Source organism: Pseudomonas veronii (genome assembly GCF_001439695.1).
GTDB classification, from domain to species: domain Bacteria; phylum Pseudomonadota; class Gammaproteobacteria; order Pseudomonadales; family Pseudomonadaceae; genus Aquipseudomonas; species Aquipseudomonas veronii.
In genome coordinates this window covers 1-24,870 of record NZ_JYLL01000045.1, presented here as the reverse complement: position 1 = coordinate 24,870, position 24,870 = coordinate 1, and the positions used below count along the sequence as shown (strand labels likewise).

Genomic DNA, 24,870 nt, shown 5'->3' with positions numbered 1-24,870 from the left:
AAGGACTTTCCATGAAACGCAAAGACAAAATGGCTGTCTCCGCCATCGCTGTGTTCGCCGTCGGCGTGCTGCTGTACCAGGCTGTGCCGGGTCTGCTGGGCAGCCAGCGCCAGACCACCAATGACGCCTTCGTCGCCGCCGACTTCACCCTGGTCGCACCCCGTGTGGCCGGGTTTATCAAGGAGGTGTTGGTGGAAGACAACCAGCGCGTCAAGGCCGGCCAGTTGTTGGCGCTGATCGACGACCGCGATTTTCGCGCCGCCGCCCAGGCTGCCGATGCGGATATGTTGGTGGCCCAGGCTCAACTGAAAAACGCCACCGCCACCCTTGAGCGCCAAAGCTCGGTGATCACCCAGGCCCAGGCCACGGTGGCGGCAGAGCGCGCCGAAGTCGCCTTCGCCGAACACGAACTGAACCGCTACAACCACCTCGCCGGTGTCGGTGCGGGCACTGTGCAGAACGCCCAGCAAGCCAGGACGCGCATCGACCAGGCCACCGCGCGCCTGACCAATGCCACGGCGGTGCTGGCGGCCGAGCGCAAGCAGGTGGAGATCCTCAGCGCCTTGCGCGACGCCGCCGCCGGTGGACTCAAGCGCGCCCAGGCCGCTCTGGAAATGGCCAGCTATCAGTTGTCCTATACGCGCATCGTCGCGCCGCTGGATGGCATGGTCGGCGAACGCGCGGTGCGGGTCGGGGCCTACGTCACGCCGGGCAGCAAAATCCTCGCGGTGGTGCCGTTGGCCGAGGCATACGTGGTCGCTAACTTCCAGGAAACCCAGCTTCTCCATATGCATGCCGGCCAGGCCGTGCAGGTGCGCGTCGACAGCCTCGACGGCGAGTTGCTCGACGGTCACCTCGAAAGCCTGGCACCCGCGACCGGGGTGACGTTCTCCGCGGTCAAACCGGACAATGCCACCGGCAACTTCACCAAGGTGGTGCAGCGCATTCCGGTGAAGATCGTCCTCGAACCCCACCAAGCGCTGACCGAACGCCTGCGCGTCGGCATGTCGGTGGAAGCCAGCGTCGACACCCGGTCCGTCGCGCAACAGCGTGAGGTGGCCCAGCAATGAGACAGGTCGCCTGGCTTACCTTGAGCCTCATCAGCCTGAGCGCCTGCAGCGTCGGCCCGGATTTTCAGCGGCCACAAGGCCCGCCCATGGCGCAATGGGCCGAACCCCAGGGCCGTCAGGCGGCCAGTCGCGCGGTCAGCGATGCGCTGCAAGAGCGCTGGTGGGACGTGTTCCATGACGAGCAACTGTCGGCCCTCACCCGTCGCGCCCTCACCGATAACCTGGACCTGAAACTGGCCAGCAGCCGCCTGCAACAAAGCCGCGCCATGCGCCAGGTGATCACCGCCGAACGTTACCCCAATGTCGATGCCACGGGTGGCTCTCAACGCAAACGCAACAGCGGCAAAGGCTTGAGCGACCCTTCCGGCGAAAATGGCCGCTCGGCATTCAGCCAATGGGACATGGGCTTCTCCGCCTCCTGGGAACTGGACTTCTGGGGCCGCGTCAAGCGCGAAACCGAGGCCGCCGACGCCACCCTGCACGTCGCCGAAAACGACCGCCGCGCCGTGTTGCTGTCGGTGCTGGCCGAGACCGCCCAGGACTACATCCAACTGCGCGGCGTGCAGAACACCCGCGCCGTCACCGAACAAAACCTTGCCGTCGCCCGCCGCAGCCTCTCACTGTCGCAACTTCGCCTGGCTGACGGTGTAGCGACGGACCTGGACGTGGCTGAAGCCGCCGCCCAGGTTGCGGCCATCGAAGCGCGCCTGCCGGATTTGCAGCAACGCCAGGACCAGTTGATCAACGCTCTCAGCCTGCTGATGGGCGAACCGCCGCAAGCCCTGCATGCGCAACTGTCCAGGGACGCGGCCGTGCCGCAGACCCCGCGTCAGGTTGCCATCGGCCTGCCTTCGCAACTCGCCGAACGCCGCCCCGATATCCGCCAGGCCGAAGCGCGCCTGCACGCCGCCACCGCCAGCATCGGCGTGGCCCGGGGCGACTTCTACCCGCGCATCACCCTGTCCGGCAGTCTCGGCTCCCAGGCCATGCAACTGTCGGACTTCGGCTCCTGGGGCTCCCGCGCATTTGCCTTCGGCCCGCAATTCAGCCTGCCGCTGTTCAACGGCGGGCGCTTGCAAGGCATGTTGAACCTGCGCGAAGCCCAGCAGCAGGAAGCCGCGCTGGCCTACCAACACACCGTGCTGCGTGCCTGGCATGAAATCGACGATCAACTGACCCGCTACAACACCAGCCAACTGCGCCGCGACAGCCTCGCCGAAGCGGTGCGCCAGAACCAGATCGCCCTGTCCACCGCGCAACACCAGTACGTCGAAGGCGTGGTGGATTTCGTCAACGTACTCACCGTGCAAAGCGCGCTGCTGACCACGCAAGAGCAGTGGGTGGAAAGCTCTACCGGCGTGTCGTTGGCGATGGTGGGGTTGTATAAAGCGCTGGGCGGCGGCTGGGAGTCGGTCTACCCGTTGACGGACGTTCGACGCTGAAATGGGAAAATCTTCTCGTCATTTCCTGCGAGGCGAAGATTTAGAAAGGGGTCGAGGTTAGCTCGGGCCTCCGTTGGAGCAAAGACGCATGGCTTCTTGCATATTTTAATTGGGCGTCAGGATTGATCAGGGGTTGCGCAAAAACACCACATACCCGCGAAACCACTCACTCCCCTTCAAATACCCCGGCGCCGTCCATTCCCCGCCCTGGATCAAGCCGATCTTGAACGGCAGCCCCAGCCGATTCATCCGTGGCAGATACGCGGCGTAATCCGGGATGCTCTGGCGCCCCTGATACGTCTGCACCACCACCTCATCCACCACGCCGTTGAGCCGGGCGATGGCGGTTGGGTCGGCGTTGCTGCTCCAGTCCATCAGGCCGGTGATGCTCAGGCGCAGGTCGGCGGGCAGGCGCTGGCGCAGGTCGCGCAGGAAGTCGGCGTATTCGTGCAGGTACTGGGTGCGGGCGTCGAAGTCGATCTGGATGCCGATCACCGGGTTGCCGGCGTCGCGCCAGCGTTGTACCTGGCCGAGCAGTTGGGTGTAGACGCGGTCCGGCCAGCGCAGGGTGTGGGCGCGGTAGACCAGCCAGATGTCGCCCTGGGTGATGCGCGGCACGCTTATGCCCTGGGCGATCAATTGCACGCCGCGTTGGGGGGCGCGGCGGGTGGCGTTGATCTGGCCCTGGAGGATGTACAGGGTGTTTGCCTGCTTGAGCACCGGCTGCGGCGTGACCCCGCTCCACAGCCAGAAGGCGTCATAGTCGCGGGCGTCGACCGCGCCGAAAGCCGGGCTTGCCAGCAACAGCAAGCCGAGCCACAGCGGTTTCACCAGTAGTACTGCAGGGATTTGCCCCACTGCGTGTCGGCAAAGCCCGTCTTGAGTTGACGGAACCAGGCCTTGCGCACGGCCGGTGCGACGTCTTCGCCGCCGCAGCTGTTATAGCCGGCGGGCGCGTAGCAGTTGATGGCGCGGAACAGCGCGTAGGCTTTGTCGGTTTTCGGCGCCTTGGGGTTGCCGATCACCTGTTGGTAGCCGTCGAGCCGCGAGAAGGTGTCACCCTTGAAGTCCGATGGCGTGCTGCCCAGGCTGCCGGCGGCGCGTGCCTGTTCAAGGGGCATGCCGTCGAGGTTGTTGCGCAGGATGAACTCGCCGAAGCAGTTCAGGCCTTGTGGGTTTTTCGCGTCGTTCTGCAAGGTCGCGGCGGTTTGCGCAATGCTCGGGCAGGCGTAGCCGGATTCAGCTTTTTCGCCGTTCCACTGGAACAGTTTCAACGTCTGGCTGGCGCTGTAGACATAACCCAGGCTGGTGCCCAGCTTGTCGTCCGGGACCGACGCCGGCAGTTGCTTGAGGTCGTCGTCGAAGGTGGCGAACTGGCCGCGCAGCAGGTCTTTATAGAGCAGCACGAATTGGGCGGTCTGGCGCTCCAGCGGGTCATGGGCCTGGGCGATCTGTTGGCGCAGCAAGTCCGGCCCGGCGATGTGGCGCAGCAGGATGTAGCGCACCTGTTTGGCGCTGATCGGCGAATCGGCGGCGAACACCTTGGCCAACTGGCCGCTGCGTTCGTAATTCATCGCCAGTGCCAGCTCCAACTGGTCGCGTTGCAACGGTTGCTTGGCCAGCGGCAGCAGTTGCAGCCACAGGGTTTCGGCGGCTTTCCAGTCTTGCTTGGCTTCCAGGGCCAGGCCGCGCAGGGTCTGTTGGCTGAAGGCGAAGTAATCCGGGTTCGACGGCACGTCCTGGGGCAGGTGTTTCAACGCGTTGTCGGGCTGATGCTCGACGTACAGGGCATACGCCGCTTGCAGGTAGTCGAACAGCGCCGGCGTGTCGGCAAACACGGCTTTTTGCTGATCGAGATCGGCGCGGCTGAGGGCCGGCGGCGTGTGAGCGCGCATCCGCATCAGGTCGCTGACGAGCAGGATCATCGGGTTCTGGACTGCCTTGCCGTTGACCATCAGCAGCTTGACGTCGGCTTCGGCCACCAGCTCATCCACGGACACATTGCGCTGGGCGTCGGTGGCCTGGGTCAGTTGCCAGGCATAGGCCTCGGCGAGCTTGGCTTGATCGTCCGCCAACCAATACACCCGGCGCAGCAGGCCACGGGCGGAGGCGACGTAATCACCCTGTGGATAAGTCTTCAGGTAACCGAGGAAGCCTTCTTCGGCGTCGCTCAGGGCGGACTTATCCACATGCTCGAGTTGCGGCATGCCGTATTCGTCGAAGGCGTTGGCCTGCGCCTGGTTCAGTGACGTCCGCGCGGTCATGTACAGCGCGGTTTCCTTCAGCCAGGGCACATTGCTGGTGCTGGCGCCGGCGAAACCGCGCTCGGCGTCGCTGAAACGGCCGCTATAGAAGTCGGCGGCGGCCTGCAGATAAGTGCGGAACAATTGGCCTTCGCTGGATTGGATCTGCTGTGCATCCAGCACTTGGCCTTCCCAAGAACAGGCCGTGAGCAATTGCAAACGCGCCTTCACCAGTAGCTCGCGTTCGGCTGCCGGCATGTCGGCCTTGAGCACCTGGCGGATAAACGCGGTGGCGCTGTCATCGTCGTTGCTGCGGCAGCGGCTGCCTTCGCCATTCAGGAAGTCAGCCCCCGCCGATTTGTATTCGTCGCGCTTGATGCCCAAAGGCTGGAGCAGGGTGTCGAGTTCGGCGCTGGGCGAGGTGTGCGATGTGTTATCCGCTTCGGCCGGCGCGGCGGCGATCGGCACCAGGCGGTACACCGGGAACGGCACCGGACCGAAGCCTTGGGACAGGTCGTCCTCGCTCAAGGCGTTCGGCGCCAGGGGCGCGGCTTTTTTGTCGGCCAGCAACAGGCGCAGGTTGGTTCGGCTGTCATTGCCGGGGCTCAGGAACGGCAGGTTGTTGCAGGTGTCCAGGCTGTCCCGCGAGACCCTCCAGTCGGGGTAGCACGAGTCGTCGGAGCTGGCGAGTGCCGGCAGGGAGAGACCGGCGAGCAGGGCCAGTGCCAGGGGTGACAGAAAACCGATGTGCATGACGTGTCCTTGATCCTGAGTCCTTGGAGGTCGGCAATCATAACGTGATCCGGCGAAGGCTTCGGCAAAGGCCTACAAAAAATGCTGATTTGTCTGACTGGGGGTAGTGGCAATTTAACTCCGCTGCCCTAGACTGCGCACATCGTCAGGGAGGTCGAATGTATGAAGCAGTTATGTAGATCGGTACTGGGATTTTCCTGCTTGGTGAGCCTGGCGCCGATGGTCATGGCGGACGATCCGCTGTTGGACCACGCGCCCGCAGCGGCCGTCAGCGCCGACAGCGAAGCCCGTGGTGTATTGCGCGCCCGTGACCAGGCGATGCTTGCCAGTGAATTGTCGGGGCGGATTGTCGAACTGCCGTTCAGCGAGGGCGAGTCGTTCAAGAAAGGCGACACCCTGGCGCGTTTCGATTGCTCGGCCTACCAGGCCCAACTCAATGCCGCCTCGGCCGCCAGCCGTGGCGCCGGCGAAGAACTGGCCCACAACAAACAACTGGCGGCGCTGAATTCGGTCGGCCGGTTCGAAGTGGCCCGCGCCGAAGCCAAACTCACCGAAACCCAGGCCCAGTCCCAGGTCTATCAGGTGCAGGTCAAGCGCTGCAGCGTGCTGGCGCCGTATGACGGCCAGGTGGTGCAGCGCAAAGTCCAACGTTATGAAAGCGTCTCGGCCGGCGCGCCGCTGCTGGAAATCGTCGACAACCGCAGCCTGGAGATCCACCTGCTGGTGCCGTCGCGCTGGATGGGCAAACTCAAGCCCGGGCAGACGTTCAGCTTCACCCCCGACGAAACCGGCCAGGCATTCAACGCCACCGTCAAACGCCTTGGCGCGCGCATCGACGAAGGCAGCCAGACCCTGTTGCTGGTCGCGACCTTGCCCAATGCCAGTGGGTTGATGGCCGGCATGAGCGGCACCGCGCACTTTGCACAACTGCAATGAACGCACCGATGACGGGCAATGCCGAGCGGGTATTCGCGCAGTTTCTCGAGTTGGAACGCCAGACCCGCGCCGCCCACAGCACTGAGCAATTGGCCTACAGCCTGGTCAACGATGGGCAACCGCTGTTCGGCTATCGCCATGCGGCGCTGTTGATCGCCGGCAAGGTGCGGGCGGTGACGGCGGTGAGCAGCGTCGACCCGAACGCGCCGTTCGTGGCCTTCGTCGAGCAGGCCGTGGCCCAATTGCACAAACACGGGCTGGGCCAGACCGCCCGGGAAGTGCCGGCCGCGCAATTGAGCGCGCAACTGCAGGCCGATTGGCAGAGCCTGTCCGCCGGCCATGTGTTCTGGTTGCCCTTGATCGACCCGCAAGGCCGCGTGTTCGGCGGTGTGTGGCTGGCGCGGGATACGCCCTGGAACCCGGCCGAGCAAGTGCTGCTGGCGCAGTTGGGCGACACCTACAGCCACGCCTGGCGTGCGCTGCAACCGCGCCAGCCGTGGCGCCTGCGCCTGACCCGCAAACGCCAGGTGCTGGTGGTCGTCGCGTTACTGCTGATGCTGCTGATTCCGGTGCGCCAATCGGTACTGGCGCCCGCCGAAGTGGTGCCGTTGGCCGGCCAGGTGGTAGCGGCGCCGCTGGATGGGGTGATCGCCGAGTTCCTGGTCAAGCCCAACCAGACGGTGAAAACCGGCGACCTGCTGCTGCGCTTCGAAAGCACCACCCTCACGGCCCAGGCCGATGTGGCAGCGCGTGCCCTGGGCGTGGCCGAAGCGGAGCTCAAGGCCAATTCCCAGCGCGCCTTTGCCGATGCCGAATCGAGTTCACGTATCGACCTGCTGGCGGCCCGGGTCGAGCAAAAACGCGCCGAGCGCGACTACGCCCGCGAACTGCTCAAGCGCAGCGAAGTACGCGCCGAGCGTGACGGTATCGCGGTGTTTGCCGACGCCGAACGCTGGACCGGCAAACCGGTACAGACCGGCGAGCGTCTGCTGCAGATCGCCGACCCCGGCCAGGCAGAGTTGCGCATCGAACTGGCGGTGGGCGATGCCATCGCATTGGCGCCCGACGCCCAGGTTGCGCTGTTCCTCGACAGCGACCCCTTGCAGCGCCACCTCGCCACCTTGCAACGCGCCGCCTACGAGGCGCAGCCCACACCCGGCGGGCAACTCGCCTATCGCCTCGATGCGCGCTTCGATGAGGCACCGCCACGCATCGGCCTGCGCGGCACGGCGAAGCTCTTCGGTGAGCGCGCGCCCCTGGCCCTGTACCTGTTGCGTCGGCCATTGGCCGGCTTGCGCCAGAGCGTTGGCCTCTGATGAACCTGCCCCCACTGCGCGAAGACCTGCAACTGTCCAGCGCTGGCGCGGCCCTGGACGGCTCGCCGCGCTGGACCCTGGCCGACCCGGTGCGCGGGCGTTACTTCAAGCTCGGCGCCACCGCCATTCGGCTGCTGCGCCACTGGTCCCTGGGCGACCCGCAACACGTCCTGCAAGCCGCCAACCGTGAGCCGGGCCTGCCCCTGGGCGCCAGTGAAGTGGATGAGCTGCTGAGTTTCCTGCGCGCCCATGACCTGATCGCCGCGCTGGACCCGGAGCAACGTGCCAGTTACGCCTACAAGGCCGCCGCCCGTAAGCAAAGCCTGTGGCAAATCCTGCTGCATCAATATTTGTTCTTCCGCATCCCGCTGTGGCGCCCGGACGCGTTCCTCAACCGCGCCTGGCCGTGGCTGGCGCGCTTCGGGCCGGGGCTGTTGCGCTACGGCTTGCCGCTGACCCTGGGCCTGGGCGTGTTTCTGGTGGCGCGGGACTGGCAGCGCTTTCTGGCGACGTTCCCGCACCTGTTCAGCCTCGGCGGTGCCCTGGCGTTTGGCGTGGCGCTGTTCTTCGCCAAGCTGTGCCATGAATTCGGCCATGCCTTCATGGCCAAGCGCGCCGGGTGCCGCGTGCAAAGCATGGGCGTGGCGTTCATGGTGTTGCTGCCGATGTTCTACACCGATGTGAGTGACGCCTGGCGGGTCAATGATCGGCGTGCGCGATTGCTGATCGGCGCCGGTGGGGTGATGGCCGAGTTGTTGCTGGCCTGCGTGGCCTTGCTGGCCTGGTCGCTGCTGCCGGACGGCGCGGCGCGCACGGCGGCGTTCATGTTGGCCAGTGCGACGTGGCTGACCACCCTGGCGATCAACCTCAACCCGTTCATGCGTTTCGATGGTTATTTTTTGATCAGCGACTTGTGGGGCGTCGACAACCTGCAAGGTCGCGCCTTCGCCCTTTGCCGCTGGCGCCTGCGCGAGTGGTTGTTCGGCTATGGCGAACCGGCGCCGGAACCCTGGGCGCCGAACATGCAACGGCGCCTGCTGTGGTGGGGTTACCTGGCCTGGTTGTGGCGGGCGGCGCTGTTCCTGGGGATTGCCCTGGCGGTGTATCACCTGTTCTTCAAGCTGCTGGGGATCTTCCTGATGCTGGTGGAACTGGTGTGGTTCATCTGCCTGCCGATCTTCAAGGAGTGGCGCGAATGGTGGAGTCGCCGCAGCCAGGCCCATGCGCCGCGGGTGCTGCTCAGCGGCCTGGGCCTGCTGTTGATCGTGCTGGCCCTGGTGGTGCCGTGGCGCAGTGCCGTGGAGTTGCCGAGCATGCTCGAGGCCGGGCGCGCCAGTGCCTTGCACGCGCCGGTGGCGGCGCGGGTGAAACAGTTGCGGGTGGTGGATGGGCAAGTCGTGACCCAGGGCCAGGTGCTGATCGAATTGGAATCGCCGGATTTGGATGCGCGGCAAAGCATCGTGCGCCGCGAAGTGGAGATCCTGCAGTTGCAGATGCGTCGCCAGGCCGGACGCAGTGAAACCGCGGCCGACGCCGGGATCAACGATCAGCGCCTGTCCCAGGCCCTGGCCGAATACCGCGGGCTTGCCGCCCAGCGCGAACGCCTGCTGTTGCGTGCGCCCCATGCCGGCACCGTGCGCGACGTGCTGCCGCAATTGAGCGTGGGCCGCTGGCTGTCGCCTAAAGACGCGCTGGCGCGAGTGGTCGAGGAGGGCGCGCGCCTGCGCGGGTATCTGGCGGAAGCCGAGCTGTGGCGGGTGACGCCGGGGGCGAGCGGGCGCTTTATCGCCGATGACCCGATGCGCGCCGCCATCCCGGTGGTGCTGACCGATATCGATGCCAACGGCGTGGCCTATCTGGACCAGGAAGCCCTGACCTCCGACCACCACGGGCCGATTGCCGTGCGCCGCGACGAAAACCAGCGCCCGGCGCCGGTGCAGGCGCAGTACGGCGTGCGGTTGCGCAGTGCGCAACCGATCGCCACCCCCCATCAACCGCTGCGCGGCGTGGTGGTGTTGCAAGGGCGCAGCGAGTCGGTGCTGGGCGTGGCCTGGCGTCGAGCGGCGGCCTTGGGTGTGCGGGAAAGCGGATTCTGACAGGAGTGCAAAGGCATGTTGAACAAGGATGGCGCTTTGGCGCAGGGCCTGGTGGTGCGCCCGTCACGGCCCACCGACGGGCCATTTCTGCAAAGCCTCTACCGCTCGGCGCGTGCCGATTTGCAGTGGATCGACGGTGAGCAGGGGCTGGTCGAGGCGGTGATCGCGCAACAGTTTCAAGTGCAGGAAAACGGCATGGGCGAGCATTTTCCCGGGGCCTTGCATTATGTGATCGAAAAACTCGACACGCCCATTGGCGCCCTGAGTGCCGATTTCGGCCCGAATGAAATCCGTGTGCTGTACCTGGCGTTTATCCCCGCTGCCCGAGGCCAGGGTTTTGGCCGCGCAGTACTGCACGGCGTGCAACGGGCCGCGCAGCAGGTGTGTTGCCCGGTGGCCACGGTGGTGTGGGCGAGCAACCCCCATGCGCGCCAGCATTACCTGGCGCTGGGGTTTCGGTTGGAGGAAGAGACGCCCGCCGCGCAGCGGCTGGTGTGGTACCCGTCTCAGTTGAACACGATGCAGAAATAACCGCGGGCGTTGTCGCGGCCCATGGCGGGTTCGCGGGACACAAACACCTGCTCCAGGCAGGTCTGCGCCAGCGGCAAACGGCAGAGGCCGTCGACGAAATCCGTCGGCTCCAGGCTGTCGAGCAACACGCTGAAGGCCGTGCGCGGGCTGCCCGGCACGCTGGCTTTGGGCGCATCAGTCACCTGTTGGATCTGGATCGGCAGCGCCGACCCATCCGGCAGGTACAACACACTCGTGCGCGCAAGCAGAGGGCGAAAGTGCTCGGGGGTGACCAGGTTCAACATACATCGGCTCCGTGTCAGAGAGGCCGAGGCCCAAGTGCCTCGGCCCGGGTGCGGGTCAGTCGCGTGACGGGAAGACCCCGTTCAGGGCAATGCTGAAGTTGATCACCAGGAACGGGTTCATCGTGTCCATGGGCAACCCTTGGCCGGCCAAGGCCAGCGTGCCGGTCAAGCTCGTGCTGACGCCTTTGAGCGGTACCGGGCTGGCGCCCTGCTGGTCGGAAAAGATCGAGGCACTGCCCGGCCCGCCGCCGGAGGCGCCGATAAACGCGTTGGCGGCGCTCGGCGCTGTAAGCGGGTTGCTGGCGGTGGCGGCCAGTTGCACCGCCGCGCTGACTGCCAGCGCCGCCGTGCTATGGGTGTGCGTGGGTAGGTTGGCCTGGGTGGCCATCACACTTTCGACGCCGTCGACGTCGCCGATCAACCGCTGCGACAGGCCCGGGCCATTGCCTTGGCCGATGGGTAGGCGACCTTGCAGGTCAGGCAGCTTGAAGGTTTGCGTGCCGTCCCCGCCATATGTCGTGCCGATCAGCGCGTACAGCGCCTGGTATTGGCTGATGGGCAGGAGCTGGCCGGCGCAGAACGCCCAGTTTCTTGGGGCGAAATTAAAGGCGAAAGGTTGGATGGTGCCGATGAATACTTCCATGAATCGTTCATCCTTGTGTGAGCTGTTCAAGGGGATATAAAGCCAGTCGATCCGGCTTCATCGCAGAGCGTAGACGCAGGTTTTGAGCGCTGCCTGCCGGTTGCGAAACAACGAGCGAATCCGGGGCTTTTGTCCTAGAGTGGCGCTTGTTTGCGCATGCGCAGGTTTGGCCCTGGAAATGGGCAGTGGCGGGGGAATCGGGGTGCGACGGTCTGTGGTAGAGCAAGACGACAAAGTTGGGGTGATTTCTGCTGTCAATCGCCTCGCAAAGGGCCGTGACGGTGGCGATTGGTTGCGCCAGTTATGGTGGGTGCCGATTCTGGCGCTGGCGCTGGCCGTGCGTTTTTATGGCCTGACGGCCGCGGCGATCTGGGGCGACGAAGGCTCGAGCCTGCTGCTCAGCCAATATGCGGCGACCGACCTGTGGTTTCACGCCGCCCACGATGTGCATCCGCCGTTGTATTTCTTCTTGCTGCGCGGCTGGATCGAGCTGTTCGGCGACGGCATCTGGTCGATTCGCAGCATGAGTGCGATTCCCGGTGTGGTCGTGGTGGGCCTGGGCATCTGCCTTGCGCGGCAGTTGTCCACCCTTCGTGCCGCCGTGCTGGCGGGTGTGCTGCTGGCGCTGTTTCCCAGCGCGGTGCGCTACAGCCAGGAAGTGCGTATGTACTCGCTGCTCGGCGTGTGGCTGCTGGGCGCGACGCTGGCGTTGGTGTATTGGGTGCGCCACCCCGAGCGCACGCGCTACCTGCTGGGGTATGGGCTGCTGATGGCCGCCGGTTTCTATACCCATTACTTCACCGCGTTGTGTGTGTTGGTGCATTGGGCCTGGCTGGGCCTGTTGAGTGCGTCCCAGCCCCCCGGTCGGCGCTTGATCACGCGTCCGGCCTGGTGGGTGGCCAACGTCGCGATCGTGCTGGTGTACCTGCCTTGGCTGCCGAACCTGGTGGGCCTGGTGCAGCATGTCGAACAGCTCAAGGTCGGCGGCGACATCGGCTGGGAAGAGCCGATCAACCTGTTCTCCGTGCCGTCGATGATCTGGCAGTTCATGTTGCAGGACGAGGGTCTTGGCTTATCGCCTGTGCTGTTCTGGTCATTCCCGCTGCTGCTGGTGGCCGTGGTCGGCGTCTGCGCCTGGCGCGATCAGACGCGCTACCGGTCGGCCGGTCTGTTGGCGCTGTTTTTCTTGCTGCCGTTGCTACTGGTGTACGGGGTGTCGTTTATCTCGTCGGTGTTTATCGAGCGTTACCTCACCGTCTATGCCCTGGCTTTGCCGATCATCCTGGCGCTGGCCATCGACCGCCTGCCCGGACGTCTTTCATGGCTGGGCGCGGCATTGTTCGTGCTGTGCGTCGGTGTGGAACTGCTGGGGGTGAAGAACAATGCCACCGTGGATGTGGATGATCAGTTCAACGTGCCGGTGGAGTTCGTCAATCGCAACTACCAGGAAGGTGACCGCATCGTCCTCAGCGACATGCTGTGGTACCTCAGCTACGTGTATTACGACCGGACCGACGCCCAATTGCAGCTTTACACCCCGCCCAAACCGGATGGCACGCCGACGCGGCCGAACTCCTATGGTTTTGGCACGCTGGTGGATCAGGACGGCGGGCGTATTTACCTCGACCGTTTGTCGGCATTACCGGCCGATACCCAGCGTGTCTGGCTGATCAGCAGCAACGAAGCACCGGACGATTTTGCGCCGCTACCGGACGGATGGCGTGAAAAAATGCAGCAGGACGGGGGCGGTGCCAGGGCGCGATTATTCGTGCTATGCCTCGGCCCAGAGCCTTCGCAGCCAGAGGCCTGCCGCTAATATCCATTTGGAATGAAGGGAATATCAAAACAGTGGCATTTGACCACTAGTGAACTTTGTAATCATCAGTTACGATTCGTATACAAATGGATTTTTGTCCTACAAAAGTGGTGAAGGGATGCAGTATCACTTTATCTCCGGTTTGCCCCGCTCCGGTTCGACGCTGCTGTCTGCGATCCTCTTGCAGAACCCGCGCTTTCACGCTGGCATGAGCAGCCCCGTGGGCACTCTGTTCAACGGCGTGCTGGGGCAATGCAGTGCTGGCAGCGAGTTCGGCTCGGTCATCGATGCCAACACCCGGCGCCGCTTGCTGCGCGGGTTGTTCGATGCCTATTACGCCGACCGCGCCCCTGTGCCGGTGGTGTTCGACACCAATCGCCAATGGTGCGCCCGCATGCCGGCGCTGCACGACCTGTTCCCCCAGGCCAAGGTGATCGCCTGCGTGCGTAATGTGGCGTGGATCATGGACAGCCTCGAGCGTGTGTACCGCGCCAACCCCTTCGAAAACACCAAGCTGTTCAACGACGACGTCGAGCGCAACACCGTCTACAGCCGTGTCGAAACCCTTGGCCAGCGCAATCGCCTGGTGGGGTACGCCTGGTCGGCGCTCAAAGAGGCGTACTACGGCGAACATGCCGACTCGATGCTGGTGGTCGACTACGACTTGCTCTCTCAGGCCCCCGAGCGGGTCATGCGGCTGGTCTACGAATTTATCGGCGAGCCCTGGTTCGAGCACGATTTCGAGCACCTGAGCTACGACGCGCCGGACTTCGACGACGCCCTCGGCGTGAGCGGTTTGCATCGGGTCAAGCCGAAGGTGGAACTGCAGCCCCGGCGGACCATCCTGCCGCCCGATCTCTTCGAGCAGTTCGCGCATATGTCTTTTTGGCGTGATGGCACTTCCAGCGCCGCCAATGTGATCCGTACCAAAGCCGATGCCGCGATCAGTTGATCGCGGTTTTTTTCATTGCGCAAATCAGCATTCGACCAACGGGTGAGCAGCATGTGGTGGAACAACCTTAAGGCACGGCCAGCAACAACCAATGCCAGCACCCTGGCGACGCCGATGATTATGTCCCTGGAACCGCGCATGCTGTTCGACGGCGCAGTGGCCGCCACCGTGGCCGATGCGGCCCAGGCCGACAGCCACGCCACCGCAGATGCTGCGGCCAAGGCGCCGACGACCACCGAACACGCCGCCACCGGTAGCGAAAGCCACGCGCAGTCCGACGCGCCCGCCACCCCCGCGCCGGTTGCCGTGCCGGGGCAGAGCGTGGTGTTTGTCGATGCCCGCGTGAAGGATTCCGCCGAGCTGCTCAAAGGCGTCGCACCCGGCACCCAAGTGGTGCAACTGGATGCGAGCAAGGACGGCCTGCAGCAGATCGCCGATTACCTGGGCAGCCATCAGGGCGTCAGCTCGGTGCAGATCATCGCCCACGGCAATGCCGGTGATCTGTGGCTGGGCAGTACCTATTTGTCTGCCGACAACGTCGCGGCCCGCAGCGAAGTGCTGGCGCAGATCGGCCAGGACATGAACGTGGGCGGCGATATCCTGATCTACGCCTGCAACACCGCCGCTGGCGACAAAGGCATCAACTTTGTCGACTCCCTGGCGCAACTGACCGGGCGCGATGTTGCCGCGTCCACCAACCGCACCGGCCTGGGCGGCGACTGGACCCTGGAAGTCGCCACCGGCTCCATCGAAAGTCATACGGCGTTGTCGTACCAGGCGATGTCGGCGTATCAGTACGGCCTGGCGACCATTACCGTGACCAGCAACGCTGACAGTGGCGTCGGTTCACTGCGTTCGGCCCTGAGCAGCGCGGTGGCGGGTGATATCGTCACCTTCAACTCCAGCATGACGGTCAACCTGAATTCGCAACTGGTCATCAGCAAGAACCTGACCGTCGAGGGCGACCTGAACCTCGATGGCGTTGCTGATGTGACCCTCAGCGGGCAGCACAAGACCCAGGTGCTCAAGGTTAACAGCGGTGTCACCGCGACCTTGGACGGCTTGGTTATCACCCAGGGTCTAGCGGCTGGCAACGGCGGCAATGGCAGCGCCAATAGCAGCGGTGCCACCGCAGCCAATTTGTTGGGGGCGGGGATAAGTAACTTCGGTGTCCTGACCCTGAATAATGTCAGCGTGACAGCGAACGCGGCCTCAGGCGGCGGCGGTGGTGGTGGCGCGGGCGTTGGTAATGCCAGCGGTGGCGGTGGTGGTGGCGGCGCGTTGGGCGGCGGCATCGGCGGGACTGGCGGCAACTCCGGGGCCAACCTGTACGCCGGTATCGCAGGTTCAACCAACCTTGGGGGGGCAGGCGGGGGCGCCTACACCATGGGCGGTCGCGGTGGTTCGAGCGTCGGTGGCGCCGGCTCGACCGGTGTCGGGGGTTATACCAACGGCTCCGCGGGTGGCACAGCGAGCTCTGGCGCCTTGTCGATCGGCGGCGGCGGGGGTGGTTCCGGCTGGGATGGTGCCGGTGGCAAGGGCGGCGGAGCGGCTGGCGGTATCTACAACGCCAGCGGCGCCACCCTGACCATCGTCGGCACCAGCTCGATTACCGGTAACATCGGTGCCGGCGGCGGCGGCGGTGGCGGTTCGGCTACCGGCAGCGGCACTACTCTGAATGGCGGTGACGGTGGCCTGGGTGTCGGTGCCATCTGGAACAAAGGCACGGTATTGATCACGGCGGCCAACTTCGCGGCGCTGGGCGGTTCGGCCAACACCGGTGCCAGTGGTAACGGAGGCTTGGCCACCAACGCCTCGGCGGGCAGCAAACCCACAGCAGTCAACGGTCTGTTCAACGATATCGGCGGAACGGCGAACACCGCTTACAGTCCGGCCCCTGTCGCGACCATCGTGGTCAGCAACACCGCGCAGCACATCGGCAGCACCTCGCAGGTGACCATTACCTTCAACCAGGCCGTGACCGGCTTTACCAGCGCCGATCTGACGATCAGCAACGGTACCCTGGGCACCCTGACTACCAGCGACAACATCACCTACACCGCGACCTTTACGCCGAGCGCGAGCGTGACCAGCGCCACCAACCAGATTGTCCTCGACAATACCGGCGTCACCGCCACGTCGACGGGGACACCAGGGACCGGCACCACCTCGTCCAACAGCTTCAGCATCGATACCGTGCGCCCAACCGCGACCGTTACGGTCGTTGCGCCGACGTTGAGCACCACGGTCAACTCGACGGTGAACATTACCTTCAGCGAAGCGGTGAGCGGTTTCAGCCTTACTGACATGTCGGCGTCCAACGGCACCCTGAGCAACCTGACCACCAGTGACAATATCCACTGGACCGCGACCCTGACACCGAGCGCCAGCAACAGCAGCAGCGGCAATGTCGTTACCCTGGACAACACCCTCTATACCGATACCGCGACCAACGCCGGTACCGGCACGACCACGTCCAACACCTATGCGATCGACACGGTGCTGCCGACCTCGACCATTGTGGTGTCCGATACCGCACTGAGTATCAGCGGTAACACGTCCCTGGTGACCATCACCTTCAGCGAGGCGGTCACCGGGCTCACCGCCGGCGCCTTCACGGTCGCCGACGGCGTCCTGAGCAACTTGGGCAGCAACGACGGTGGTCTCACGTGGACCGCAACCCTGACTGCGACCCCTGGGGCCTCCCATACCGGCGATGTCATCACCCTGAACAACACCGCGGTCAGTGATGGCGCGGGCAACGCCGGCAGTGGCACCACCAATTCCAACACCTATGCGGTCGACACCGCTCGGCCGAACGCGACTGTCGTGTTCGCCAACACCAACCTGGGCATCGGCCAGACCTCGCTGGTGACCATCACCTTCAGCGAAGCCGTGACCGGGTTCACCAACGCCGACCTGATAGTGTCCAATGGCACCCTGAGCGCGGTCAGCAGCAACGACGGTGGTACCACCTGGACCGCCACCTTTACCCCGACGGCGAGTATCGTCAGCGCGAGCAACCACATCACCTTGGACAACTCCGGGGTCCAGGACGTGGCGGGCAACGCCGGCAGCGGCACTACCACGTCGAACAACGTGGCCATCGACGGCGTGCGTCCGACCGCCACGGTGGTGGTCGCCAGCAGCACATTGGCGATAGGCCAGACCTCGCAGGTCACCGTGACGTTCAGTGAAGCTGTCGTCGGTTTCACCAACGCCGACCTGACCGTCGCCAACGGTACGTTGAGTGCGGTGAGCTCCAGTGACGGCGGTATCACCTGGCATGCGACTTTCACCCCAACGGCTAACATCACCAATACGTCCAACCTGATTACCCTGGACAACACCGCCTACAGCGACACCAGCGGCAACACCGGCACCGGCACCAGCGACTCCAATAACTACGTCATCGACACCGTGCGCCCCACCGCGACCATCGTGGTCGCCGACCCGGCGCTGACCGCTGGCGAAACGTCGCTGGTGACGATCACCTTCAGCGAAGCCGTGACTGGCTTCACCCTCGCCGACCTGACGGCAAGCCACGGCAGCCTGAGCAGCCTGAGCAGCGCCGACGGCGGCATCACCTGGACCGCGACCTTCACCCCAGGAACGAACACCAACAGCGCGAGCAACGTGATCACCCTGGCCAACACCGGCATCGCCGACCTGTCCGGCAACGCAGGCGCGAGCACCACCAACTCGGCGAATTACACCGTCGATACGGTGTTGCCTTCGGCGACCATCGTGGTGGCCAACCCGACGCTGAAAATCGGTGACTCCTCCCAAGTGATGATTACGTTCAACGAGGCCGTGACCGGTTTCAGCAATGCCGACCTGACGATCACCAATGGCACCTTGAGCGCGGTCAGCAGCAGCGACGGCGGCATTACCTGGGGCGCGACGTTCACCCCGAGCAGCGCGATCAGCGACGCCACCAACCAGATCACCCTGGACAACAGCGGCGTCCAGGCGGCGGTGTCGGGTAATGTCGGCGTCGGTACCAGCAATTCCAATAACTACGCCATCGACACCCAACGCCCGACCGCGACGGTGGTGGTGAACAACGACCACCTGGGGATCGGCGGCTCGTCGCTGGTGACCATCACTTTCAGCGAAGCAGTGACCGGGTTCAGCCTGGCCGATCTGACCACCGACAATGGCACCCTGAGCAGCCTGAGCACCAGCGACAACATCACCTATACCGCGACGTTGACGCCTGTGGCAGGCGTCTCTCAGAACAACAATCACATTGTCCTGGATAACACCGGCGTGGTCGACGGCGTCGGTAACGTCGGGTCTGGCACCACGTCGTCCAACGCCTATATGATCGACAGCCAGCGGCCAACGGCGACCATCGTAATGGCCGATCCTGTATTGAGTGCCGGCGAAACCTCCTTGGTCACGGTCACCTTCTCGGAAGCCGTCAGCGGTTTTGACAACAGCGACCTGAGCGTACCCAACGGCACCCTCTCGACAGTCAGCAGCTCGGATGGCGGCGTGACCTGGACGGCGACTTTCACGCCGACCGGCAACGTCCGCGACACCACCAACCTGATCAGCCTGAACAACGCCGGCTACACCGACCTGGCCGGCAACGCCGGCAGCGGTGTCACCAACTCGGGCAACTTCACCATCGACACGGTGCAGCCAACCGCAACTATCGTCGTCGCCGACAATGCCCTGAAAATCGGCGACACCTCGCTGGTCACCATTACCTTCTCCGAAGCGGTCAGCGGTTTTACCAACGCCGACCTGACGATCGCCAACGGCACGCTGACCGCCGTCAGCAGCAACGACGGCGGCGTGACGTGGAGAGCCACCTTCACGCCGAGCAGCGCGATCAGCGACACCAGCAACGTGATCACCCTGGACAACAGCGGTGTGCAAAACGGCTCCGGCAACAGCGGCAGCGGCACCACCGATTCGAACAACTACGCCGTCGACACCGTGCGCCCAACGGCCACCATCGTGGTCGCGAACCCGGCCCTCGGCGTGGGTGACAGCTCACTGGTGGTGATCACCTTCTCGGAGGCGGTAACCGGGCTCAGCAACGCCGATCTGACGGTCAACAACGGCACCTTGAGCACCGTGAGCAGCGCGGACGGCGGCGTGACCTGGACCGCGACGTTCACCCCGACGTCCGGCATCACCGACACCAGCAACGTGATCACCCTGGACAACACCGGCATCGCCGACCTGGCGGGCAACAGCGACAGCGGCACCACCGACTCGAACAACTACACCATCGACAGCCAGCGGCCAACGGCGACCATCGTGATGGCCGACCCTGTATTGAGTGCCGGCGAAACCTCCTTGGTCACGGTCACGTTCTCGGAAGCCGTCAGCGGTTTTGACAACAGCGACCTGAACGTCGCCCATGGCACCCTGAGCGCGGTCAGCAGCAGCGACGGCGGCATCACCTGGACGGCTCTCTTCACACCGGCGGCGGGTATCCGCGCCGCGAGCAACGTGATCACCCTGGCCAATACCGGCATTGCCGACCTGGCCGGCAACGCCGGTACGGGAACGACCGACTCGGCCAACTACAGCATCGACACCGTGCTGCCGACGGCGACTATCGTGGTCGGCGACACCGCCCTCAAGGCCGGCGAGACCGCCCCGGTGACCATCACCTTCTCCGAGGCTGTCAGCGGTTTCACCCTGGCCGACCTGAGCGTGGCCAACGGCGTGCTGAGCAACCTGGGCTCCAGCGACGGCGGCGTGACCTGGACCGCGACCCTGACGCCGACGGCCGACGTGACCGACACCAGCAACCTGATCATCCTGGACAACAGCGGCGTACAGACCGCCGCCGGCAACGCGGGCAGCGGCAGCACCGATTCGAACAACTATGCGATCGACACCCAGCGCCCGACCGCGACCATTTCGGTGGCCAACGGCAACCTGGGCATCGGCCAGACCACCACCGTCACCATCGGCTTCAGCGAGGCCGTCAGCGGTTTCGATCTGTCTGACCTGAGCGTGGCCAACGGCGTGCTGTCCAACCTGGCCAGCAACGATGGCGGCAAAACCTGGACCGCCACCCTGACCCCGACGGCGGCGATTACCGATGCGACCAACGTGATCGTGCTGGACGCCGGCCAGGTCAACGATGCTGCCGGTAACGCCGGCAGCGGCATTGCGATCTCGAACAACTTCGTGATCGATGGCGAACGCCCGACGGCGACCATCACCATTGCCAACCCGAACCTGACCGTCGGCCAGACCACCACCGTCACGTTTACCTTCAGTGAGAAAGTCAGCGGCTTCGTGCTGGATGACCTCAGCGTGGCCAACGGCACCTTGTCCAACCTGGCCAGCAACGACGGCGGCAAAACCTGGACCGCGACCCTCACACCGACGGCCAACCTCAACGACCCGAGCAACTTCATCACCCTCGACACGGGCCTGGTGAATGACATGACGGGCAACGCTGGCAGCGGTTATGCCAATTCCAACAACTACGCGATCAACACCATTGCCCTGACCGGCGACCCGCTGTTCCGCGTCACCGAGCCGGCACCGCCACCCGGCGCGCCGGATGTGCCGCTGCAACCGATCGTGTTTGGCCGGCCCGTGGGCGACCTGGGTTCACCCATTGGCTTCCCGGCGTTGTTCGAACAGCGCGAGATGGGCGCGGGCTTGCCGCCTATCGGTAACATCTTCATTCGCAACGGTGCCTTGGCGCCCAGCTTCATTGCCCAGGTGTTCAACAGCGACAGTGGCGCGAACGGCGGCGCGCAGGGCTTCCTCGGTTTTGGCGGCGGCGATGGCGGGGTGTTTGGCTCAAGCACCTTGTCGGGGTTGTTCAATCGTGAGAGTGGTGGCGAGGACAGTGGCCTCAAGGCGTTCGACAGCCGAGCGATCCAGGGCGGCGGTGACGCGGCCCAAGGCCTGCGGGGCGTGTTCGGCGCCCCGACCCTGGGCCAGCAATTGCAGCAGATCAAAGACGTGGAACAGCGTCAGGTGATTGACCTGGCGAAGGCATTGCAACAGGTCGGCATCAGCGAAATGCAGGCCTGACACACTTAAATCAAGGCGCAGTAACAGGGGCAGTCCAAGGATGAATACAGTTCATAAGTTGTTCGGCGCCAGCGTGCTGGCGCTGGCGATCGGCGGTTGTGCGGTCACCAGCGAGCCGATTGAGCGCAGTGTCAGCGAGCAGCGAGCCCGCAGCGACCTGCACGGTATGTACAAGGATCAGGAGCCATTGAACGGCCCGTTGACACTGCACCAGGCCATGGCCCGGGCGGTTAAATACAACCTCGAAGGGCGCTTGAAGATCATGGAGGAGGCGCTGGCCAAGCGCCAACTCGACCTCGCCAGTTTCGACATGCTGCCGCGCATGGCGTTGTCCGCCGGTTACGCCGGGCGCAACAACACCAACGCCTCCAGCAGCCAGAGTGTTCGCACCGGCACCCAGTCCCTGGAGCCGTCGACATCCCAGGACCGCGACCGTCGCGTGGCCGACCTGACCATGGTGTGGAACGTCCTCGACTTTGGCGTCAGCTACATCAGTGCCAAACAGCAAGGCGACCAACGCCTGATCGTCCAGGAGCGGCGCCGCAAGGTGATCAACACCATCGTCCAGGACGTGCGCTCGGCCTATTGGCGGGCGGTCGCGGCCGAACGCCTGCTGACCCAGATCGACAGCCTGATGGCGCGGGTCGACCAGGCCCAGAGCAACAGCCAAAGCATGAGCGAGCAGCGTATCGGCGACCCGATCCAGGCCCTGGGCTACCAGCGCTCGCTGATCGAAGCCACGCGCCAATTGCAGGAACAGCGCCGCGCGCTCTCCCTGGCCAAGACTGAACTGTCGACCCTGATCAACCTGCCCATGGGCACCGACCTCAAGCTGGCCACGCCGGACGACTACGCCGTGCCGCAGCTCAAGGTCAACTTCGCCAGCCTGGAACAGGAAGCCCTGGCCAACCGCCCTGAACTGCGCGAGCAGGACTACCAGACCCGCATCAGCGCCGCCGAAACCCGCAAGGCCATGCTGCGCCTGCTGCCGGGCCTGGAATTCTCGGCCGGTGGGCATTACGACAGCAACTCGTTCCTGGTGGACAACCGCTGGGCCGACTACGGCGCCAAGGTCACCTGGAACCTGTTCAACGTGCTCTCCGCCCCGGCGGCCATCGACGTCGCCAAGGCCGGCGAAGAAGTCGCCACCGCACGGCGCCAGGCCATGTCCATCGCGGTGCTGGCGCAACTCTACGTCGCCAACGCGAACTTCCAGGACGCCGTGCGCCAGTTCAAGACCAACGAACAGCTGGCCGACATCGACGGGCAGATCCTCACCCAACTGCGCAACCGTCACCAAGCCGCAGGCCTGGGCGAACTGGACCTGATCCAGGGCGAACTCAATACCCTGCAAGCCGACCTGCGCCGCGACCTGGCCTACGCCGACCTGCGCAACGCCTACGGCCAGATCTTCGCCAGCGCCGGGCTCGACCCGTTGCCGGAGCAGGTCGATTCCGACCGCGTGCAGTCCATCGCCACCGCGCTGGCCGGCCGCGAATCGGCATGGGCCGCCGGCAACATCGCCGCCCCGGTGCCCCGTGCCGCCGTCAAGTAACCTGGTGGCACCGACCGCGAGCATCACGCGTGCCCAGCGTGAGGCTCGCAACGGTCATCGCGGCGTGGCGATCCTGCTGACTGGCCTGCCGGCGTCGGGTAAATCGACCCTGGCCCAAGGGCTGCAGGCGGCGTTGTTCGAACAAGGCCGACACAGCATCGTGCTCGACGGCGATGCCTTGCGCGGCGGCTTGAACAAAGACCTGGGGTTTGCCGACGGCGACCGCCTGGAAAACATCCGCCGCGCCGCCGAACTGGCGGCGTTGCTAGTGGACAACGGGCAAATCGTGATCCTGGCGCTGATCGCGCCGTTGGTCGAATTACGCGCGGTACTCGCCGAACGCCTGGGCGCGGACTATCGGGAAGTGTGGTGCAACGCCGCACTGGACATCTGCGAACGCCGCGACCCCAAAGGCCACTACGCCCGCGCCCGACGCGGCGAACTGCCGGGGTTCACCGGCATCGGCTCACCCTACGAACCGCCGCCGCAAGCCGCCTTGGTCCTGGAGACCGGCCAGCTATCCGTGCAGCAATGCGTCGCACAACTGCAGGCCTGGTTGCAAACCCTGTAGCGCAAGCTCGCGCCTGCCGTGGGTGAGGGCTAGACTCGGATAAACCCACCTATCCGGAGCTCATCATGCAATCGCCTGAACACAGCTTGCCCTCCCTGTTCAAACAACTCGGCCTGGCCGACGACCCCGTCGGCATCGAGCAGTTCGTCACCGCGCACTCACCGCTCAAGGCGGACCTGAAACTGGCCGATGCGTTTTTCTGGACGGATAGCCAGAAAGCGTTTTTGCGTGAGGAAATTCTGGAGGATGCGGATTGGGCTGAAGTGGTGGATGAGTTGAACCTGTTGTTGCGGTTTGGTCGAAAGGTGTAAAAAATCTTTGATGAAATACCGTAATGTAAAAAAATTGGTGTGCGGTAAAAAAATGGGCTGTAAGCGGCCCAGTTAATTTTTTCTGGAAAGCTTCGCACCATGGCAATCGACCTGCGCGCTGGGGCGGGTGATACACGAGGTTGGGAAATTTCCTATCGACTAAAAGGAAGTGGATGATGGTGGGCAGAGTGAGGAACCCTTATCAACGGGGCTGACTCCTTCTTCTGAACACAACATGAAACGACTGATCCCCCGCGCTGAAATTGAACAATATGACCTCACAAAAATCGAGAGTCCCTATTTTGCCGGCAGCAAAGTAAGGGAGTTTTTCCGTGCGCCTTATGCGTTGCAGGGACTGAGTGACCTTCTTGGTGAATGCAATATTTCCCCTGTTTGTTGTTCTGGGGAAAAAAGATCAAAGGACGCAGGAAAATGACGCGCAAGCATGTTTTTTGGTTTTGGGGAGCCATGGATGCCCTTTATCTGATTCGCTATGCAGTGGCCGCCGTAATACAGGCAAGGATTCCTTTTTTAAGTGATCTTGAAAGTGCTTTATGGGTGCTGCGTGATCATAGCGTTGTGCAGTTATACATGTTCGGCTTTGCCATGCTGCTGCAAGTTTCCATCGTGATCTCGTGCCTGCTGTTCTTTCTTGGACGTGAACAGGTGAGATGGGTTACTTACCTTCAAACACCCTTGCGATTGGCTTTTATTGTGCCTTCTGTTTCGCTGTTGCTAGTGGGGGCTCAGCTTGTTCCCAACTACAACGTGGTGTTAATGGCTGCGTTAGTTGTTGTATCTGAGGCAGTGAAAGTCTGGAGCGTCTGGCGGTGGAGCAAAAGGTGCTGATATTTTCCGGCAGAGCCACTTAGGAGACTGAGCGGTCAATAAGCCGGTTGCACAGCAATCCTGAAGCCGACACCGATCCAAATGTGGGAGGGGGCTTGCCCCCGATAGCGGCAGATCAGTCAATCGTGTATTGCCTTCACTCCGCTATCGGGGGCAAGCCCCCTCCCACATGGGTCATGCGGCGTTGTGGCTATCGTTGAAGATCCAACCCTCACACTGAAAGTCGCTTTACTTACCCACGCGCCGCCCGAATGGCAGGCCGCACAGCAATCCTGAAGCCGACACCGATCCAAATGTGGGAGGGGGCTTGCCCCCGATAGCGGCAGATCAGTCAACCGTGTATTGCCTTCACTCCGCTATCGGGGTGTACAGACGGAGACATCCTTTACAAACGAGACCGGGGACATCCTTTACGTTTCTGGGTGCTGGACAGCCGGCTTGCACTGCTGTCTAGCCTACCCAGTGGATAGTTACAT

18 protein-coding genes are annotated in these 24,870 nt (G+C 63.9%); 14 read left to right on the top strand and 4 right to left on the bottom strand.

From position 1 onward, the window contains the following. Window positions 1-11: 11 nt before the first annotated feature. Complete coding sequence (locus TU80_RS29535; protein WP_046385127.1) at window positions 12-1,070, top strand: HlyD family secretion protein; 1,059 nt, start codon at window positions 12-14, stop codon at window positions 1,068-1,070. Next, complete coding sequence (locus TU80_RS29530) at window positions 1,067-2,512, top strand: efflux transporter outer membrane subunit (RefSeq protein ID WP_057006031.1); 1,446 nt, start codon at window positions 1,067-1,069, stop codon at window positions 2,510-2,512. Before TU80_RS29535 ends, TU80_RS29530 begins: the two co-directional genes overlap by 4 nt. A 126-nt stretch (window positions 2,513-2,638) precedes the next feature. On the opposite strand, the gene TU80_RS29525 is transcribed toward TU80_RS29530, so the two are convergent. Together TU80_RS29525 and TU80_RS29520 are read right to left on the bottom strand one after the other, a co-directional pair. Continuing rightward, a complete protein-coding gene (locus TU80_RS29525; protein ID WP_046385125.1) occupies window positions 2,639-3,343 on the bottom strand; it encodes a DUF3142 domain-containing protein in 705 nt (234 codons plus the stop codon). Further along, on the bottom strand, window positions 3,340-5,508 hold the full coding sequence (locus tag TU80_RS29520; RefSeq protein ID WP_057006030.1) for a PA5441 family protein: 2,169 nt from the start codon (window positions 5,506-5,508) through the stop codon (window positions 3,340-3,342). The genes TU80_RS29525 and TU80_RS29520 overlap by 4 nt, the downstream gene beginning before the upstream one ends. Before the next feature lie 219 nt (window positions 5,509-5,727). Here TU80_RS29520 and TU80_RS29515 point away from each other — a divergent pair, with 219 nt between their 5' ends. Genes TU80_RS29515 through TU80_RS29500 form a run of 4 tightly spaced genes read left to right on the top strand, consistent with a single transcriptional unit; the run spans window position 5,728 to window position 10,387 of the window. Beyond that, the gene (locus TU80_RS29515) at window positions 5,728-6,444 is read left to right on the top strand and encodes an efflux RND transporter periplasmic adaptor subunit (RefSeq protein ID WP_231590069.1); all 717 of its coding nucleotides are present in this window, start codon (window positions 5,728-5,730) and stop codon (window positions 6,442-6,444) included. Beyond that, window positions 6,441-7,760: an efflux RND transporter periplasmic adaptor subunit gene (locus TU80_RS29510; protein ID WP_046385122.1), complete on the top strand. Its 1,320-nt coding sequence runs from the start codon at window positions 6,441-6,443 to the stop codon at window positions 7,758-7,760. Before TU80_RS29515 ends, TU80_RS29510 begins: the two co-directional genes overlap by 4 nt. Continuing rightward, entirely contained in the window at window positions 7,760-9,856 is a 2,097-nt protein-coding gene (locus TU80_RS29505; RefSeq protein WP_057006029.1) for a site-2 protease family protein, read from the top strand. The genes TU80_RS29510 and TU80_RS29505 overlap by 1 nt, the downstream gene beginning before the upstream one ends. 15 nt (window positions 9,857-9,871) lie before the next feature. Next, window positions 9,872-10,387 (top strand): GNAT family N-acetyltransferase, encoded by a 516-nt coding sequence (locus TU80_RS29500; RefSeq protein WP_046385120.1) that lies wholly within the window; start codon window positions 9,872-9,874, stop codon window positions 10,385-10,387. On the opposite strand, the gene TU80_RS29495 is transcribed toward TU80_RS29500, so the two are convergent. Together TU80_RS29495 and TU80_RS29490 are read right to left on the bottom strand one after the other, a co-directional pair. Beyond that, a complete protein-coding gene (locus tag TU80_RS29495) occupies window positions 10,363-10,671 on the bottom strand; it encodes a hypothetical protein (protein WP_046385119.1) in 309 nt (102 codons plus the stop codon). The two genes, TU80_RS29500 and TU80_RS29495, sit on opposite strands and share 25 nt — an antisense overlap. A 55-nt stretch (window positions 10,672-10,726) precedes the next feature. Further along, on the bottom strand, window positions 10,727-11,314 hold the full coding sequence (locus TU80_RS29490; protein WP_046385118.1) for a phage tail protein: 588 nt from the start codon (window positions 11,312-11,314) through the stop codon (window positions 10,727-10,729). Between the two features lie 202 nt (window positions 11,315-11,516). Here TU80_RS29490 and TU80_RS29485 point away from each other — a divergent pair, with 202 nt between their 5' ends. From TU80_RS29485 to TU80_RS29455, 8 genes are all read left to right on the top strand, one after another. Beyond that, entirely contained in the window at window positions 11,517-13,130 is a 1,614-nt protein-coding gene (locus TU80_RS29485) for a glycosyltransferase family 39 protein (RefSeq protein WP_057006041.1), read from the top strand. A gap of 118 nt (window positions 13,131-13,248) precedes the next feature. Further along, the gene (locus tag TU80_RS29480; RefSeq protein WP_017845533.1) at window positions 13,249-14,082 is read left to right on the top strand and encodes a sulfotransferase family protein; all 834 of its coding nucleotides are present in this window, start codon (window positions 13,249-13,251) and stop codon (window positions 14,080-14,082) included. A gap of 51 nt (window positions 14,083-14,133) precedes the next feature. After that, the gene (locus tag TU80_RS29475) at window positions 14,134-21,108 is read left to right on the top strand and encodes an Ig-like domain-containing protein (protein WP_057006028.1); all 6,975 of its coding nucleotides are present in this window, start codon (window positions 14,134-14,136) and stop codon (window positions 21,106-21,108) included. A 40-nt stretch (window positions 21,109-21,148) separates the two neighbouring features. Next, a complete protein-coding gene (locus TU80_RS29470) occupies window positions 21,149-22,663 on the top strand; it encodes a TolC family protein (RefSeq protein WP_057006027.1) in 1,515 nt (504 codons plus the stop codon). Beyond that, window positions 22,647-23,234: an adenylyl-sulfate kinase gene (cysC, locus tag TU80_RS29465; RefSeq protein WP_046385115.1), complete on the top strand. Its 588-nt coding sequence runs from the start codon at window positions 22,647-22,649 to the stop codon at window positions 23,232-23,234. The genes TU80_RS29470 and cysC overlap by 17 nt, the downstream gene beginning before the upstream one ends. Window positions 23,235-23,299: 65 nt before the next feature. Beyond that, window positions 23,300-23,545 (top strand): DUF2789 domain-containing protein, encoded by a 246-nt coding sequence (locus tag TU80_RS29460; protein ID WP_057006026.1) that lies wholly within the window; start codon window positions 23,300-23,302, stop codon window positions 23,543-23,545. A gap of 235 nt (window positions 23,546-23,780) precedes the next feature. Continuing rightward, entirely contained in the window at window positions 23,781-23,981 is a 201-nt protein-coding gene (locus TU80_RS32895) for a hypothetical protein (protein ID WP_134939275.1), read from the top strand. Beyond that, window positions 23,978-24,394 (top strand): hypothetical protein, encoded by a 417-nt coding sequence (locus tag TU80_RS29455; RefSeq protein ID WP_057006025.1) that lies wholly within the window; start codon window positions 23,978-23,980, stop codon window positions 24,392-24,394. The genes TU80_RS32895 and TU80_RS29455 overlap by 4 nt, the downstream gene beginning before the upstream one ends. The last annotated feature ends 476 nt before the right edge of the window (window positions 24,395-24,870 follow it).